The organism is Pedococcus sp. P2_A3, from assembly GCF_056405035.1.
In genome coordinates, this window is the sequence record NZ_JBFUCW010000005.1 from 73,840 (window position 1) to 90,888 (window position 17,049).

Below are 17,049 nucleotides of genomic sequence, written 5' to 3' on the forward strand. Positions count from 1 at the left end.
GGCTACGGGTGAAGGCTTCGCTTCGGCAGCCCGAGCGCGTCGCGGATGCGTGCGGCATCGCCGCTGCCCGCATCCTCCGCCGCGCTGTCCGCCGTGGAGGTCTGGTTCCACTCCTCGAAGCTCCGGCTCTGGGAGAGCATGTGGTAGGTGTCGGCAATGACGACGCTCTGCTTCGCCAGGTCAGCGACGTCCTGGGCGACCTCGCGCGGCCATCCCTTGTAGGCACGGAAGTCCTTGGACTCCTTGCTCTGGGCTTTGCTGACCATCTCCGCCTGTTGCTTGAGGGCCGAAAGGGAGGCGCCGGCGTCGATCAGGGCATTGAGCTTGTCGATGGTCTTGTTCCCCGGCCCGACGATCTGGAGGTACTTCGCGCCGGCGGCCTTGTAGTCCTCTACCAGGATGGTGACCTCTTTGGCGGTGGCGGTCGTGGCCGTGTCGGTCTGTGCGGCACTGGCACGGAGATGCCACAGCCCGCCAGGGAGGCCGGATACTTTCGCGGTCGCCACACCAGACTTGGTCACGGCGCCTGCTGGCAGCGGGGTCCAGGTCTGGCCGTCGGTGGACTTCTCGAACGTGACGGCCCCACCGACCGGCGTCAGGGTCGCGGCCACCGTCGTCGCGCCAGTGGTGCGGATGGCGGCGGCTGCTGCCTTAAGCGTGAGTGCGGCTGGGGTGCGGACGGTGACGGCGAGCGGGGCGGACAGAGCCTGCTGGTTGCGTCCGAGGGTGACGGCGGTCGCGCGCACCCATGCCGGTCCTGCCTGAGCCGGCGCCCAGGTCATCGTAAAGTGACCCGCAGCGTCGGTGACGGCGGTGCCGGCGGAGGTGAACGGACCACCCTGCGTGGTGGCCGTCGAGATCAGGACAACTCGGCTGGCTTCGGCCGGGGTCACGGTGCCAGACAGGGGCACCGGCTTGCCGGGAGCAGCGCTGGAGGCGTCCGCGACCAGCTTCACCGCTGAGTCGTGCGGGCTCAGGAACCCAAACCAGCCGCCCGCGCCCAATCCGACGAGGGCAAGGCCGGCTGCGGCGAGGGCCACGACCCGGTTAGGTCGGCGGGCAACCAGCCCTGAGCTCGGCGATACGGGTGCGATGTCCTGCGAGGTGCTCACGGGTGTCCCTTGCAACGGTGGTCAGTGCCGCACGGAACGTAGACCCCGAGCGCGCAGTGCGTGGGCGTTTTGCGGTTTTCGGGCTGTTCGGCCCATGCCGCAAATCGCTGTGATGAGTGGCCTAAATGCATACTGAGCGTGCCCTTCGTGGCTGCTTCGCGCTAGACCGCTGTCGTGCTTGTGGCGCGCTTCCCAGGCGTTGAACACCGGCAGCATGAGCGGCCACTGTTGTCGGTCGAGTCAGTTGGTACGTCATGCCAGGCACGCGTGCGATCGCGCGACCCCGAAGCAATAGGACGCGCGCGGTTAAGGCCTTTCGGGACCCCAGCACCACATGTGGGGGAGCCAAGGTTGGACAAACCCCATATCTGGGCGCCTCTGACGTCACACCAGTCACATGAGTCTCAGTTTCGGCGTGTCGCGCCGCGCCCTCGCAAGCCTCTGACCTGCGGAGATGCAGACTCAGGCAGCAGTTTCGGCGAACCGCTTGCGTCGCAGGTCACAGCGAGGCAGACTATCCCTACATCTAGTGGTTACACCTTTGTAGTTCGTCCACATGTAGTGCACAGGGCGAGGGGGGTTACCCACACGTTGTCCCCAGATCGTCCACAGTCTCGTCCCCAGCAGGGGCCGAGCACGCACCAGGGAGGAGCGCCGTCATGCACTGTCCGTTCTGCCGGCACACCGACTCCCGCGTCATGGACTCACGCACCACCGATGACGGCAGCTCGATCCGCCGGCGTCGCCAGTGCCCCGAGTGCGGGCGCCGCTTCACCACCATCGAGACGGCGAGCCTGACGGTCACGAAGCGCTCCGGCGCGAGCGAGCCGTTCAGTCGCAGCAAGGTCCTCGTCGGGGTCCGCAAGGCCTGCCAGGGCCGCCCGGTCACCGAGGACGACCTCGCCCTCCTGGCCCAGCGGGTCGAGGAGTGCATCCGCCAGCAGGGACAGGCCGAGGTCGACGCCCACGAGGTCGGGCTCGCCATCCTCGGACCCCTGCGCGAGCTCGACGAGGTCGCGTACCTGCGCTTCGCGAGCGTCTACCAGGCGTTCGACAGCCTCGAGGACTTCGAGGGTGCGATCACCTTGCTCCGCGCCGAGCGCGAAGCCACCGGCACCGAGCCTGATCGTCGGCCGGACCACAGTGCCCGACCACAAACCCAGGCCGGTATGCCGCCGGGCTGAGCCCCGCGGCATACCCACCGCCCGCTTCGCAGGGCCACCAGAACGACCGCGGCACTGTCAGTGCCGCACGAGACAATCACCAAGTAGAAACACCAGGGGCTAGGGAGGCCACCAGAAATGACTGAAACCGCAGGGGCACGTGCAGGTGCCCGCAGGACATCCGGCAAGGGTGTCAAGGTTGAGCGGATCTACACCACCCCTGGTGTGCACCCGTACGACGAGGTGACGTGGGAGAAGCGCGACGTCGTCCAGCAGAACTGGAAGACCGGCGAGACGATCTTCGAGCAGCGCGGGGTCGAGTTCCCCGACTTCTGGAGCGTCAACGCCTCCACGATCGTCACGACCAAGTACTTCCGCGGCGCGCTCGGCACCGACAAGCGTGAGACCGGGCTCAAGCAGCTCATCGACCGCGTCGTGCTGACCTACGTCAAGGCGGGCAAGGACCACGGCTACTTCGCGAACGCCGAGGACGCCGAGATCTTCGAGCACGAGCTGACCTACGCCCTGCTGCACCAGGTGTTCAGCTTCAACTCGCCCGTGTGGTTCAACGTCGGCACGTCGAGCCCGCAGCAGGTCAGCGCCTGCTTCATCCTGGCCGTCGACGACTCGATGGACTCGATCCTCAACTGGTACAAGGAAGAGGGCAAGATCTTCCAGGGCGGCTCCGGCGCCGGCCTGAACCTCTCCCGCATCCGCTCCTCCAAGGAGCTGCTGTCCTCCGGTGGCACCGCCTCGGGCCCGGTCTCCTTCATGCGTGGCGCCGACGCGTCCGCGGGGACGATCAAGTCCGGTGGCGCGACCCGTCGTGCGGCCAAGATGGTCGTCCTCGACGTCGACCACCCCGACATCCTCGAGTTCGTCGAGACCAAGGCGCGCGAGGAGGACAAGATCCGCGCGCTGCGTGACGCCGGCTTCGACATGGACCTCGGTGGCAAGGACATCACCTCGGTCCAGTACCAGAACGCCAACAACTCGGTCCGCGTCAGCGACGAGTTCATGAAGGCCGTCGAGGCCGGCACCGACTTCGGGCTGCGCTCGCGCACCACCGGTGAGGTCATCGACACCGTCGACGCCCGCGACCTGTTCCGCAAGCTCGCCGAGGCCGCGTGGGAGTGCGCCGACCCGGGCATCCAGTACGACGACGTCATCAACGACTGGCACACCAACCCGGAGACGGGCCGGATCACCGCGTCCAACCCGTGCTCGGAGTACATGTCGCTCGACAACTCGTCCTGCAACCTGGCCTCGCTCAACCTGCTGAAGTTCCTCAAGGACGACGACACGTTCGACGTGAAGACCTTCCAGAAGGTCGCCGAGCTGGTCATCACCGCGATGGACATCTCGATCTGCTTCGCCGACTTCCCGACCGAGGCGATCGGTGACACCACCCGCGACTACCGCCAGCTGGGCATCGGCTACGCCAACCTCGGCGCGCTGCTCATGGCGACCGGTCACGGCTACGACTCCGAGGGTGGCCGGGCGCTCGCTGCCGCGATCACCTCGCTGCTCACCGGTGCCGCCTACAAGCGCTCCGCCGAGATCGCCGGTGTCGTCGGCCCGTATGCCGGGTACGCCCGGAACGCGGACGCCCACAAGCGCGTGATGCGCAAGCACCAGAGCGCCAACGACGCGATCCGTCCGCTCGACACGATGGACACCGCGATCCACCGTGCGGCCACCAAGGCCTGGGACGACGTGGTCAAGGTCGGCGAGAAGAACGGCTACCGCAACGCGCAGGCCTCCGTGCTCGCGCCGACCGGCACCATCGGCTTCATGATGGACTGCGACACCACCGGCATCGAGCCCGACTTCTCGCTGGTGAAGTTCAAGAAGCTCGTCGGTGGCGGGTCGATGCAGATCGTCAACCTCACCATCCCGCGTGCGCTCAAGAAGCTGGGCTACACGGGCGAGACCATCGAGGCGATTGTCGAGTACATCGCCGACAAGGGTCACGTCATCGACGCTCCCGGTCTCAAGACCGAGCACTACGAGATCTTCGACACCGCCATGGGCGCCCGGTCGATCTCGGCCATGGGTCACGTGCGGATGATGGCTGCTGTCCAGCCGTTCCTGTCCGGTGCGATCTCCAAGACGGTCAACCTGCCTGAGAACGCCACGGTCGAGGAGATCGAGGACGTCCACATGCAGGGCTGGAAGCTCGGCCTCAAGGCGATCGCGGTCTACCGCGACAACTGCAAGGTCGGCCAGCCGCTGTCCGACGGTGGCTCGACCGCCAAGGACGCTGCGGCTGACAAGCTCACCGCGGCCGCCGAGGCCAAGGTGGAGAAGGTCATCGAGTACCGCCCGGTGCGCAAGCGCCTGCCGAAGCGCCGGACCTCGCAGACCACGTCGTTCGCGGTCGGTGGCGCCGAGGGTTACCTCACGGCCGGCACGTACGAGTCGGGTGACCTGGGCGAGATCTTCCTCAAGTTCGGCAAGCAGGGCTCGACCCTGGCCGGCGTGATGGACGCCTTCTCGATCGCCGTGTCGATCGGCCTGCAGTACGGCGTGCCGCTGGAGACCTTCGTCGAGAAGTTCACCAACCTGCGGTTCGAGCCTGCTGGCCTGACCGACGACCCCGACGTGCGGATGGCGCAGTCGATCATGGACTACGTGTTCCGTCGCCTGGCGCTGGACCACATGGACTTCGACACCCGCTCGTTCATGGGCATCCACACCGCTGCCGAACGTGCGCGTCAGCTCGAGACCGGGTCGTACCAGGCGCTCGACTCCGACTCCGAGTCGGACGAGGAGCTGGAGGAGGAGCTGGAGAACTTCAGCCAGTCCGCCCCGGTCACCAAGCCGGCCGCCGCCGCCTCGACCTCGACCCCCGCGGTCGAGGGCAAGGCACTCGACGCCGACAAGGTGAAGTCCGGTGCCGGCGCAGCCAGCGCCCGCGAGGTCTCGGTCGAGGTCCACTCGAGCGCCGAGCTCCTGGAGAAGTTCCAGGGCATCTCGGCCGACGCCCCGATGTGCATGACCTGCGGCACCAAGATGCGCCCCGCCGGCTCCTGCTACGTCTGCGAAGGCTGCGGAAGCACCAGCGGCTGCAGCTGACCCAGTAGCCAACAACGGTGGGCCCGGAGCGACTTCGCTCCGGGCCCACCGCTCGTCTGTGCATCTCAACAATGCGCCCATCCGTTTCCCGAATGCGGCGCTTGTGACGCACTCACCAGCGTGCCGATCGACGAACCGACAATGGGCCCCGCGAACATGAACTGCGGATTCGTCGACTCAGTGGCGCCTGCACGAGTCCGGCGCTCAGCCGATAGTCACCCGGTGGTCAGCGAATCCCTGTGTCGCATGAAATGTCGACCTTCGAATACGCGCCGGCCTCGACTATCGCGTCCATCCGCTGGCAGGACATGCCGGCGTAGGCAGTGACGAGGTACTTTCCCGGTGCCACGGCGACGCGGTATCTGCCGTCTGCGTCTGTCGTGGTGCGCGCGACCACCTCTCCACCGGCATACGAGTCGCCGAGCAGCTTCTTGGCAATGGTGACCTTCGAGCCTGCGGCCGGCTTGTCTTCGCATGGCTCACCCACGGTCTCGACTGGACACTCAGGGCCTAGGTGGACCCGGCCAATAACGCCTGAATGGTCGAGAGTCGTCGCAGGGTTCTGGTCGCTGCAACCGGCGAGAAGCAACCCGGCAAGGGCAACGGTGAGTACTCCACCTGCGCGCATGTCGATGAGACGTTCAAGGGGGCACCGACGCTCCACGAACGAGGGCTTCGACGGCGACAAACCACGAGGCGCCTCAACAATGCTGGCGAGCGAGTGCGACGGTTAGGCGCGCCAATAGCCGCATCTTGTCCAGGGCCGATTGAATCTCTTGAGCGATGGCCAGGTTGACGGGCGAGCCGTCCGGCGATGTCGAGTTGGCCACCGCCCCACCCGCCACCTTCGGATCTCAGACCCCGGCGCCGCTCTCGCGGCCAGGCACCCGGGCGGCCACGACGGTAGACCCGCGGGGTGGCAGCGGCACTCAGCGCCGGGCCGAACGGGAAATCCAGCAAAACGCGCCGACATAGGGCGTGGACAACGTACGGTTTCCGGCGTGGAAGGGGGACCCGACGAGAAGGTCATGCGGCTGCGGTACGCCGGCACCTGCCGAGTCTGCGGAGCCGGGATCGCGCAGAAAACTCAAGCGGTGTACGAACGACAGACCAAGACGGTCCGGTGCCTGAGCCACGACGTGACGACTCCACCTGAATCCAGCTCGGCCACGCAGGCAGGACAGGTCACCCCGGATGGCGTACCGGAGGCGGGACCCGTCGCCATTGAGGTGGTTGAGCCTGGCACCGCCGGAGCATCCGCTCGTCGCGAGTTCGAGCGCCGTAGGGCCAAGCGCGAGCAGCGCATCCGGACCCAGCATCCACGGATCGGGGGCTTCCTTCTTGCCATCTCTGAGGAGCGGCAGTCCACCACCGCTTGGGACACCGGTGCAGTCGGCGAAGAGAGACTCGGCAGAGGCCTAGACGGCTTGGCGTGCGACACCATCAAGCTGTTGCACGACCGCCGGATCCCGAGGTCCAAGGCGAACATCGACCACATCGCCGTGACGGCCAACGGCGTCTACGTCGTTGACGCCAAGAAGTACCGCGGCCGCCCTCAGCTCAAGATCGAAGGCGGGATCCTGCGGCCCCGGGCAGAGCGGCTGCTCGTCGGATCCCGCGACTGCACCAAGCTGGTCGATGGTGTGCTGAAGCAGGTCGACGTGGTCCGCGCAGCGCTCGCCCACGACGACGCCCCGGTCCGAGGCGTGCTCTGCTTCGTCGAAGCGGACTGGCCCTTGATAGGAGGAAGCTTCACCACGCGCGACGTACAGGCTCTCTGGCCCAAGAAGCTGTATCCCCAACTCCAGGCGAGAGGGCCAATGTCCTGTGAAACCATCGACGACATCCACCGACGCCTGGCCAAGGCGCTGCCAGCCGCCTGAATAATCCCTAGTCGCGGCGGTGTGACGCAACGTCGTCCTCCGAGCCCGGGAGTGCGGGGCGGCCAGTTGGCTTCGGCTGCCCGTGCCGGCGAGTGGCGTCTTGAAGACAGCAGCAATGTCGCGGGTTGAGCTGACACGAGGCGGCGGCTGAGGAAATTCTCAGCGCGCGCACTGCACCCGGAGAAGCCCCGGTCCTGTCGATGGACGCGGGTTCATGCCGCCACCTCGACCCCTGGGGTCCACATCACGCTGTCAGATGGTCAACTTCCCCGTGCCCCAGGCCGGTATGCCGCGGCCGCACCAGCGGGAGGGTCTCTGTCGGTTGCTCGCGAGGCTCGGCGCATGAGAACGAGCGCGACCGCTATGCCACCCAGCTCGGCGAGCTTGGTGACGGCTGCCGCCAGCTCGATCGGCTCGCCGGAGCCGATGACCAGGCCCCCGCCGTCGGCACCGTGCTCGTTCCCACCGAAGGGGAGACCGTGCAGCACGGCGTACGCCCAGACCACGATGAGCGCCGTATTGACCATGACGAGAAGCGACCAGACCCGCTCCGACGGACGCTCGACGGCGAGTGCGGCCAGGACCAGCTGGACGACCGCCGAGAGGAGGAAGCCTGCACCGAGGATGGCCGACTCGCCGAAGTGCTCGGGAGTCAGCACGAGGTGCATCCACGCGGCGACGAAGGCCAGCGCGGCGAGGGCCAGCGGCAGCCGCGTCGGCGCGGCGAGAGGGCGCGAGGGGAGCCGGACGAGAAACACCGCGACGAGCAGAGCGACCCCGCCGAGAGCCATCACGAGGGGGCCAGGGCCGCCCGTTGGTGCGGTGAGAGCGGCCGCGGGGCCCGGGTCGGCGACGTATGCCGCGATCCCGCGCCAGCTGCGCAGCGCACCCGCGACGACTGCCACGGCCAACAGCGCTGACACGGGACGAATGAGAAGGCCACCGCCGTGCCGGGCGGCGACGACGAGCAGCAGGGCGGCCGCGAGGGCCATCCCGGACAGGTCGCCGCCGTCGAGGCGGAAGCCACGGAGCGGGGTGTAGCCGTGGAACAGGGTGAGCCACGGCATACCCGCGGAGACACCCACAAGCACGAGACCGACAGCGCCGACGGCCACGGCAGCGGCTTGGCGCCCGGAGAGGGTGTCGACATCCTGGCGGTGGAGGGTAACGCGGCGACGGCCCGCGACGGGGGGCYGAGCAGTCTGGACCGACATGGTACGGCTCCTTGGGAGGGGGTTCCGGCTGGTTCACAAGGCGGGAAAGCAGGATGGAGAAGACCGAACGCAGAAGGCAGATCGGCGGGACGAAGCGCGGCACGAGACGGACGGTGACCGGCTGGAGGGGCCGGTTGTTCGACCCCTCCAGCCAGGCGGTCAGTGACCGACCACGTTGAAGAACAGGTACAGGTTGGTCGGGATCGGGCCGAGCACGCCGCTGCTCGGGTCGGCGATGAGCGCGTTCATGGTGGCCTCGGACTTGCCGGTCGCCAGCGTGCTCCATGCGGTCTGGTTCGTCACAGCGACGACCTTGACGTCCCACCAGCCGCCGGCGTCCCCGTCGAGGATGTGGCTGTGCGCCGGGAGCGGCACCGCCTTGACCGCGTCAGGGCTGGCGCCGAGGGCGCCCGCGATGCGCGACAGGTCGATGTCGAGCGGGTGGTTCGGGCAGCTCGCCACGGCACACATCGGCGCCGGGCTCGGGTCCGCGAAGAGCGGGACGAGGACGTAGAGGACGGACCGGTCCGCGTTCGGCACCGGGCCGACATTGGAGTCGGTGCCGACCTCGCAGCCGCTGGGCGAGCTGGACGCGACGCTGGTGTCACAGAAGAAGTTCTGCGCGTACTGCACGCTGACCGTCTTGCCGTTGCTCCACGCGGGCGTGGTGGCACGCGAGACCGGTGTGGTCGACGAGCCAGCCGCGAACGCTGCTCCGGTGACACCGACGACGGCCAGCACGACACCGACCAACAATGAGGTGACCGGACGCCACAGGCGACGCGGCCCCCCTCGGGAATGGGACATGGGTGCTCCTTGCTCGGAGCGGCCGACAGTGGCACAGGACGCACGCAGTCGGCCGCGGCACCGCGTGGGTCGTGTGGCGTTCGTCACCCCTGGCCGGGTCGGATTGGTCGATGCTTTCTGCGGCAACCCTCGAAAGCGGCCTCAGGGCAGGTCAAGTGCCCCAGGACGGGTCGCTGCAGACGACGCCGAGCCGGGCGTAGTCCGGCGCGACCATGCCGGGCGGTGAGAGCACCCGGTGCCACCCGCGGATTGTGAGAGCCCGCGGCGCCGGTAGACGAGTTCACCGTGTGTGACGTCGCGCGACCTACACCCCCATCCGGATTGGGGTAGATGAGTGCGCTTCCAGGCGACTGACCGATCGAGGCCTAAGGCGTTCTTCGCGGCGGTAAGCCGCGCGTCGTACCGGGCTCGATTTGGGCGTTGCCCGACGGGCGACCGCTGTGAAGCACTCCGCCGATCACGGAGACTCGTTCTAGGCCGAACTCACGCGACCACGCTTGCTGTTGCGAAGTCAGAGGCGGGCATGGGTGTGCGCAGATGCCACGTGACAGCCATCGGGCGTTCGCCTCGGTGTTCGACGTAGTCGGCCTCGCCCAGGAAGAGGTATGGAGCGCCGGAGCCGAACTCGCTCACCTTGCTGGGACGCGTGAAGAGGAGGACATGGCTCCCCTCCGAGCGATGGTTCAGATATCGCTGCCCTGTCTTAGACGCAACAGTCGTGCCCGACTGCGACTCCCAGTGAAAGAGCTCGGGGCTGACTGCGTAGTCCTGGTACATCGTGGTGGGGGAGTAGTCCGCCTCGGACTTGTGCAATGTCACCAGGAACGCGTCTGCGTTGGCGGCGGGCGCGAACAGCACGCCCTCACGGAAGCTGTTGGGCTTGCGACCATCGATCGACACGTAATCGAGAGCGGCGACCAGCTCCTCTCGGGTGTAGCGCGCGTGAACCCTCAAGGGGCGGAGGCCGAGTTTGCCGCTCAACCGTGTACTCACACGCTCAGCGCTGTCCAGGCCAAGCGCAATGACCTCGCGCAGGTCTTCTCGAGCTGCACCCTCCGCACGCAGGGCGGCCAAGCCCTCGGAATACGAGTGGAAGCCGCCACCGTCTGGCCACAGAGAGAAGAACAACATCCGGCCGAAGGCTTGGAGCGTGGCGTCCGACTGGTCGTAGGAGGGTGCGTCATCAGCCAGCCACTGCAGGTAGGCCGCGGCTCTATCCGGGTCATCAACATGGGAAAAAGCGCGAACGCGTTTGAGCAAAGCCGACTCCCCCTCGCCGCCCTCAGCGACAGGGAGCCCAGCCTCCCGACGAAGGCTCGCCCATGACCTATCGCTCCGGACCACGTCTGACAGTTCAACGCCGGACTCCGAAAGGAAGGCGCTCAGGCTGCTCGTGGGGTGAGCCCGCAGTTCAGAGATGATCGTCGTCCAGCGCTTCGCCACCTGACTGCGGACGTTTTCCAGGACGAGCTCCTGGCTCTGACGATCTAGGACAATCTCGGTTCCGGCAGGCAGGAAGGGGAAGCCGTTCTCGATGTCGCGGACGAGCTGCGCGCGGGTGCTGCCGGTCATCGCACGGAAGCGCTGGTCGAACCTGAACTCCTTGCGGTGATGGCCCACAAAATCCAGAGCCGTCAACACTGCCTTGTCCTTCGCGCGACGGAGCCCCCGTCCGAGTTGCTGGAGGAAGACCGTGGAGCTCTCAGTGGGCCGGAGGAACAACACCGTGTTGATGGCGGGGATATCAACCCCCTCATTGAAGACATCCACGGTGAAGAGGACCTGAACCGATCCAGAACGCAGGTTGGCGATGGCCCCATCCCGGTCATCTGACGAGGTGTCGCCCAGCACCGTGGCCGCTTGAATACCTGCGTCGTTGAAGACCTGTGTCATGTAATGGGCATGAGCCCGCGAAACGCAGAAGCCAACGGCCTTCATGGATCCCAGATCAGAGACCTTGTCCTGCACGGTCTTAAGGACAACCCGGGCCCGGGCGTCATTGCCGGTGAAGAGATTTGAGAGTTCCGAGGCGTCGTAGGCACCGGCCTTCCAATCGACACGGGTGAGGTCTACGCCGTCTGCGACCGCGAAATAGTGGAATGGAGTGAGGAGGTCAGCCTTCAGGGCGTCCCACAGGCGAAGCTCGGCCGCGACGCGGCCGTCGAAGAGGGTCCGCACATCGAGCCCATCCCCACGCTCAGGGGTAGCGGTCAGTCCCAAGAGCTCGCGCGGGTTGAGGTGATTGAGGATCCGGCGGTACGTCGTCGCCTGTGCGTGGTGGAACTCATCAACGACCACGACTTGGAAAGATCCCGGGGGGATGTTCTGGACGTCATACGACGTCAAAGACTGCACCGACGCGAAGACGTGCTCCCACCTCTCTGGTCGCGCGCCGCCTACATACAGCTCGCCAAAGTCCGGATCGTTGAGCACCTCGCGATAGGTCCGCAAGGACTGCTGCAAAATCTCTCGACGGTGAGCGACGAACAGGAGCCGAGGTAGGGCCGGCGCCGCGTCGGCCAGTCGACGGTAGTCCAGGGCAGCAACAACAGTCTTTCCCGTGCCCGTGGCAGCAACCACCAAGTTGCGATGCCGCCCGTGCACGACACGTTCGACTTCAAGCTGGTCGAGCATCTCCTGTTGGTACGGATAGGGACGTACCTCGAGACCGGATAGCGAGAGGGTGACACGGTCATGGGTCTTGTGGCCGGCTGCCTCCGCGAGGGCGTCGTCGAGCCGGTCACGGTCGACGTCGGGGTCATAGGTCTCGAACGTGCTGTCGTTCTAGTAGCTGTCGAACGTGGCGCCGAACTTCTGCAGAAGGGCAGGCGTGGCGATGGAAGACAGGCGAACGTTCCACTCAACGCCGTCGAGCATGGCCGCGCGCGACAAGTTGCTGCTTCCCACGTAAGCCGTATCGAAGCCCGTATTGCGCCTGAACAGCCACGCTTTGGCGTGGAGTCGGGTCCTCTGCGCGTCGTACTGGACCTTGACCTGCGCGCCAAAATCGCGGACCAAGCGGTCGAGAGCTTGCCTCTCTGTGGCACCCATATAGGTAGTGGTGATAATCCGAAGAGGGGCGCGGCGGTCGTGCAGAGCCTTGAGTCGGTCGTCAAACAACCGCAGCCCATACCATTTGACGAACGCCATGATCACGTCCACTTGATCGGCACTCGCGAGCTCGGCGCGCACCTCATGGCCCATGCCGGGTTCGCCTTGGGCGTTGGTGAGCAAGGCGGCTTCAGACAGGGGAGTGGACGGCCGCTCCGTTATGACCCGGCCCGTCATGCCTGGTAAGGCATGACGGCTGATCGACATGAGGTGCCGAGGGCCGCCCGACAGGAGTTCCTCGGAGTCGCCAAAGCTTTGGATTATCGCGTTGACCAGTGCGAGCCTGCGGTCCGAGTTTCGTTCATTCCGGAACGCACGCACTGCGACCGCGCGCACATGCCGAGCCAGTACCTCGGGCTCGTCTGCCTCGTCGATCGATGCACGGCGGACGTCTTGGTCGTGGCTGCTGCTTAGTCTGGAGTCGAGCCCCCGCGTAATCAGGCTTTCACACAAGCCCTCCAGCAAGCTTTCCTCGTTCCCCGTCACGGTGGCAGCTTGCCAGGCGGGTGGAGCAATGTCCGGTCAATCCCGAAATGCGCTTGTGCCAGGTGCGTGTCGGGGATCAGCCTGCGGCCCAGGCAGCGGTCTTCGACTGCTGGATGCGACGACGCGGGATGCGGTGCATCCGCGCCTGGAGGTCAGTCCCAGCTCGCGTGCGTTACGAGTCGCTGGATTTCGTGAGGGGCGCCTCGGGTAACTGGCCAGCCTCAACCAGTTCCTTGACCTTGGCGACGTGGTCATCCAGGGAAGCCTGTAGTTGTCGACCGATCGTCGACCCCGACCCGATGGGGATGCGTGTGCCCGAGCTGACTGCGTAGCTGCATCCACCTGGGACCTCGGCAATGGTCTGTTCGTCAATCATTGGGACAAGTGAGTTGACGATCTTGTGTCTGACTCGGGTCGGCGGGTCGTATTCGATCACCTCTGCGACGGTCACCTTGATGAGGTCCTTCTCGCCGAGGGTGAACGTGCAGGTTTGGTGGCCGACCCCCGACTCCGGGGTGCCGGGCACGGGGAACGTCTTGAGGTGGTTGCGGTCCAGGAGCACCTCGATGCCAGGTGCGTCGAGGGTGCTCCACACCGCTTCTGATGACCTGAGGATCATGGTGGCTGACCGCGCGGTGAAAGGCTCCCGACCGTCGCGAAGGGAGTCGGCTCGACGATCCCACCGCTCGCCGAGTCGAGACATGAAACCTGGCTGGGTCACGGGCATCCCCCTTTTTGGACGTGAATGATTGGTGGATGGCTGGGCTCGAGGCCGTGCTGGACAGTGGACGTAACGCGCCTTCGCGGCATACGTCGCCTGGCTGGATCAGCGGACTGCGGTGATGCGCGTCGTGGCGCCCCAGGGGGCGATGAACTTCACGGCTTTCGCGAAGGTGCCCTTGCCGGTCCCGGCATACACGTAGTCGACGTTGGCCGGGGTACGGCCGATGAGGTCGGCCTTCCCGTCGCCGGTGAGGTCACCGGTCGAGAGCACCGTGTTGAAGACCTGCCAGCCCACCGACAGGACGGTGCCCGACGAGATACCGCTCGCCGTCGGGGTGGTGACGCCGGTGCCGCGGTAGAGGTAAAGCTTGCCTTCGGGGGTGCGGGCCATGAGGTCGGCGTGACCGTCGCCGGTCACGTCACCGGGGGTGATGACCTGGCTGAACATCTGCCAGCCGACGCCAATGCGGCGCCAGGCTCCGGGGAACCAGCCCTTGCCGTCGCCGGCGACCATCCAGAGCTCGCCGTTGGCCTTGCGCGCCATCAGGTCTGCCTTGCCGTCGCCGGTCCAGTCGCCAGGGGCGAGGAGCTCGGTGTAGCCCGACCAGTACTTGGACAAAAGGGTGCTGCCGGCTTGAAGGCCGCCCTTGCCGTTGCCCTTGAAGAGGTAGGTGACGCCCGTGGGGGTGATGGCGATGAGGTCGGAGATCCGGTCGCCGGTGACGTCGCCGGGGGAGATGACCTGGCTGTAGATGTTCCAGCCGCCGCTGATCCGCACTGGGGTGCCGATGCCACCGACCTTGGCGGGGTAGAAGTAGAGGTCGCCGGCGGTGGTGCGGCCGAGCACGTCACCGATGCCGTCGGCGTTGAAGCCCACGATCGGCCGGGTCGACACGGGCGTCACCACCGGGGGCGGCGGCGGGGGAGCGGTCTGCACGTAGCTGAGCCGCGACAAGGCGCGCCAGTCGTTGGCCGTGACCTTGCCGGTGATCGTGAGGTAGGCGGCCTTCTGGAAGGCCTTCACCGCCGTGACCGTGCTCGCCCCGAACGCGCCGTCAGGCGTCCCGGCAGCGAGTCCACGTCGGTTGAGCTCGATCTGGAGGTCTCGCACGGGATAGCCGGTCGAACCGGAGGCCAGGGTGAGGGTGCCGTAGGCGGCGAAGAGGTTCGCCGTCGTGATCGGCGCCGGGCCGCTGGTCGAGGAGTACCTCGCGTAGAGGGCGGCCTTGCTGCGGATCGTCGCCATCATCGGGAAGAGGTACTGGCCGGGGCACAGCGTGTAGGACGTGTTCTGGTGCGCGTTGATGGTCGTGAGGGTGGCGACCACGCCTGCCGCGAACTTCGTGCCCGTCCCGCCGGCCGAGGTCAGCTGGGTCGTGGCGGTGGGGTCGACGCCGTACTGCGAGAGCTTCCAGCCCGCCACCTTGGCGAGCGAGTCGACCATGACGGCCGGGGGAGTGGCGGTCTGGTAGTTGCCCAGCGCCGCGACGCCCATGGTGTTGGTATTGAAGCCCATGGCGTGGGCCCCTCGGACCGGCAAGGTGATCGAGCCGGCCCGGCCCTCGTAGATCCGGCCGAACTTGTCGACGAGGAAGTTGTAGGCGATGTCAGACCAGCCGAGGCCCTTGGTGTCGTAGGCGTAGATGCCGCGGATCTGGGCTGCGGCCGTGGCCTCGGTGTAGTCGTTCGAGCTGGCGGTGTGGTGGATCGTGATCGCCTTGACCGTGGTGTTGTAGGTCGTGGGACCGCGCAGCGACTCGTCGGCGCCCCACTGCTGGCGCGTGATGATCGTCGGCGTCAGCGCCGCGGCAGAGGCTGAGGCGGCGGGCGTGTGGGCGACCAGGTCGTCGTCCGCGGAGGACGTGCCCGGGTTGATCGTCGTGACCTGCACGTCGGGGAGGGGCTGGCCGTTGGTCGTGTCGACCCGCACCTGGATCGCGGTGGCGCCGTCGGTGACGAGCGGGTTCGTGCCGAGGCGGGCCGTGGTGGACTCGTTGGTCCCGCCCTGAGGACCCTCGTCGGTCACGCCGGGCGTCTCCCAGTCGCTCCAGCCGGAGTCCTCACGCACCCGCAGCTGCACGATGACGTCGCTCGATGGAATCGACGCGGTGCGCGCCCACGAGACGCCGGCGACGGTGAAGCGGGCCCGCTCCTGCACCGGCGTGAGGGTGCTGACGGAGTGACCGGCGCGCAGGACGAGCCGGTTGCGCAGCTGGCCCTTGGCCACGGCGTCCACGCCGCGGATCGCGGTGGACTGCACCCTCGGGACGACCGGATGCGGAGCGTGGGTGGACGCGAAGGAGACAGTCGGGAGGGCCACGAAGACGGGGGTGATGGCCAGGGCAGCGAGGGAGGCAGACAGAAGGCGCACGGTTACGTCCGGGGGGATCGTGGGAGGCAGGGGGCTGGTGTGACGACAGTGAAGAGTGGCATCCGCAACCATGTCGTGTCGCTTTCCTCCCGGAAAGATGTCCGTTCGGACGATCCGGCCCCGGCGTGTCGCCGCGACGCGCCGTGTCCGCGCGCCACCAGCAAGGGCTCTTGCCGTCGTGCACCCCCGCCTCTCACGTCAGGGCGTCCGAGGCCTGAGTCGGGAGCCGCAGGTTTGTGGCCTTGCGAGGGGGTCCGTTCGGCCGAGTCGTCAATGTCCGAACGATGGCAATGACAGACAAATGGCCACTATCGCAGGGACTCCATCTAGGTGATTCTTCACGAGCCCCCACAATTCGGGCATTCAGGTGGCCGCATCCGCAAACTGCCGGCCCACAACCATGGAGGAATGACGACGTGAGCACGCCCGCGGGTTGGTACCCGCAGAAGGATGGCCAGCAGCGGTACTGGGACGGACAGCAGTGGACGGAGCACTTTGCTCCGGGATCACAGGCTGCGGACACCCCCGTAGCGACAGCGCCCAAGGCGAAGCGCGCCTGGTACGTCAAGAAGCGCTTCCTCATCCCCGCGGGCCTGGTGGCGCTCTTTATCGCCATCGCGGCGGGTAATAGTGGTGGCGATGGCACGGAGCCGGTGTCGGCCACCAGCCCGACCACTTCTGCCAGCTCCAGCTCGAGTGCCGCAGCGCCGGCTGCCAAGGTCGCAGCACCGGCCACGACTGCGGCGCCGAAGCCGGTGGCACCCAAGCCGGCGGCGCCCAAGCCGCCAGCCCTGACCTCTGGCCAGAGGAACGCGCTGAGGGCGGCAGAGAACTACATTTCGCTGATGGGGATGTCCAAGGCTGGCCTGATCCAGCAGCTGTCATCCCCCGCTGGTGACGGCTACTCGAAGGCCGATGCGACCTACGCCGCAAACCACGTCAAGGTGGACTGGAACGCCGAAGCAGTCGAAGCCGCCAAGAACTACATGGAGATCATGCCCATGTCGCGCTCTGCACTAATCCAGCAGCTTTCATCGACGGCTGGGGACAAGTTCACCAAGGCCCAGGCGACTCAGGCGGYCGACGCCGTTCTCTGACGTC

Annotated in this window: 10 protein-coding genes and 1 pseudogene; 4 read left to right on the forward strand and 7 right to left on the reverse strand. The window is 66.7% G+C overall.

Translation table 11 applies throughout. From position 1 onward, the window contains the following. Positions 1 to 2 precede the first annotated feature (2 nt). Positions 3 to 1,112 carry a hypothetical protein gene (locus AC1DX8_RS05700; RefSeq protein ID WP_477628948.1) on the reverse strand — a complete coding sequence of 370 codons (1,110 nt, stop codon included), beginning with the start codon at positions 1,110 to 1,112 and terminating at the stop codon, positions 3 to 5. Positions 1,113 to 1,771: 659 nt separating this feature from the next. Between AC1DX8_RS05700 and nrdR the strand changes: the two genes are divergently transcribed. Together nrdR and AC1DX8_RS05710 are read left to right on the forward strand one after the other, a co-directional pair. After that, the gene (gene nrdR / locus AC1DX8_RS05705; RefSeq protein WP_477628949.1) at positions 1,772 to 2,296 is read left to right on the forward strand and encodes a transcriptional regulator NrdR; all 525 of its coding nucleotides are present in this window, start codon (positions 1,772 to 1,774) and stop codon (positions 2,294 to 2,296) included. Between the two features lie 117 nt (positions 2,297 to 2,413). Next, entirely contained in the window at positions 2,414 to 5,353 is a 2,940-nt protein-coding gene (locus AC1DX8_RS05710; protein WP_477628950.1) for a vitamin B12-dependent ribonucleotide reductase, read from the forward strand. Positions 5,354 to 5,579: 226 nt separating this feature from the next. Here the strand turns inward: AC1DX8_RS05710 and AC1DX8_RS05715 are convergent, their stop codons facing one another. Then, positions 5,580 to 5,840: a carboxypeptidase-like regulatory domain-containing protein gene (locus AC1DX8_RS05715; RefSeq protein ID WP_477628951.1), complete on the reverse strand. Its 261-nt coding sequence runs from the start codon at positions 5,838 to 5,840 to the stop codon at positions 5,580 to 5,582. 514 nt (positions 5,841 to 6,354) lie between these two features. On the opposite strand from AC1DX8_RS05715, the gene AC1DX8_RS05720 reads away from it, so the two are divergent. After that, complete coding sequence (locus AC1DX8_RS05720; protein ID WP_477628952.1) at positions 6,355 to 7,236, forward strand: nuclease-related domain-containing protein; 882 nt, start codon at positions 6,355 to 6,357, stop codon at positions 7,234 to 7,236. Between the two features lie 260 nt (positions 7,237 to 7,496). Here AC1DX8_RS05720 and AC1DX8_RS05725 read toward each other — a convergent pair whose 3' ends face one another. The 5 genes and pseudogenes from AC1DX8_RS05725 to AC1DX8_RS05745 form a co-directional block, all read right to left on the reverse strand. Further along, positions 7,497 to 8,450 carry a hypothetical protein gene (locus AC1DX8_RS05725; protein ID WP_477628953.1) on the reverse strand — a complete coding sequence of 318 codons (954 nt, stop codon included), beginning with the start codon at positions 8,448 to 8,450 and terminating at the stop codon, positions 7,497 to 7,499. A gap of 159 nt (positions 8,451 to 8,609) precedes the next feature. Further along, entirely contained in the window at positions 8,610 to 9,257 is a 648-nt protein-coding gene (locus tag AC1DX8_RS05730) for a hypothetical protein (protein ID WP_477628954.1), read from the reverse strand. Between the two features lie 483 nt (positions 9,258 to 9,740). Continuing rightward, a pseudogene (locus AC1DX8_RS05735) lies at positions 9,741 to 12,833 on the reverse strand (DEAD/DEAH box helicase). Between the two features lie 193 nt (positions 12,834 to 13,026). Next, the gene (locus AC1DX8_RS05740) at positions 13,027 to 13,575 is read right to left on the reverse strand and encodes a hypothetical protein (protein WP_477628955.1); all 549 of its coding nucleotides are present in this window, start codon (positions 13,573 to 13,575) and stop codon (positions 13,027 to 13,029) included. 105 nt (positions 13,576 to 13,680) lie between these two features. Then, on the reverse strand, positions 13,681 to 15,948 hold the full coding sequence (locus AC1DX8_RS05745; RefSeq protein ID WP_477628956.1) for an FG-GAP-like repeat-containing protein: 2,268 nt from the start codon (positions 15,946 to 15,948) through the stop codon (positions 13,681 to 13,683). A 416-nt stretch (positions 15,949 to 16,364) separates the two neighbouring features. On the opposite strand from AC1DX8_RS05745, the gene AC1DX8_RS05750 reads away from it, so the two are divergent. Continuing rightward, on the forward strand, positions 16,365 to 17,045 hold the full coding sequence (locus tag AC1DX8_RS05750; protein WP_477628957.1) for an Ltp family lipoprotein: 681 nt from the start codon (positions 16,365 to 16,367) through the stop codon (positions 17,043 to 17,045). Positions 17,046 to 17,049 lie beyond the last annotated feature (4 nt).

Coding starts and splice junctions, on each gene's coding strand:
- AC1DX8_RS05710 (WP_477628950.1), top strand. CDS start 2,414: ATGACTGAAACCGCAGGGGCACGTGCAGGTGCCCGCAGGACATCCGGC.
- nrdR (WP_477628949.1), top strand. CDS start 1,772: ATGCACTGTCCGTTCTGCCGGCACACCGACTCCCGCGTCATGGACTCA.
- AC1DX8_RS05730 (WP_477628954.1), bottom strand. CDS start 9,257: ATGTCCCATTCCCGAGGGGGGCCGCGTCGCCTGTGGCGTCCGGTCACC.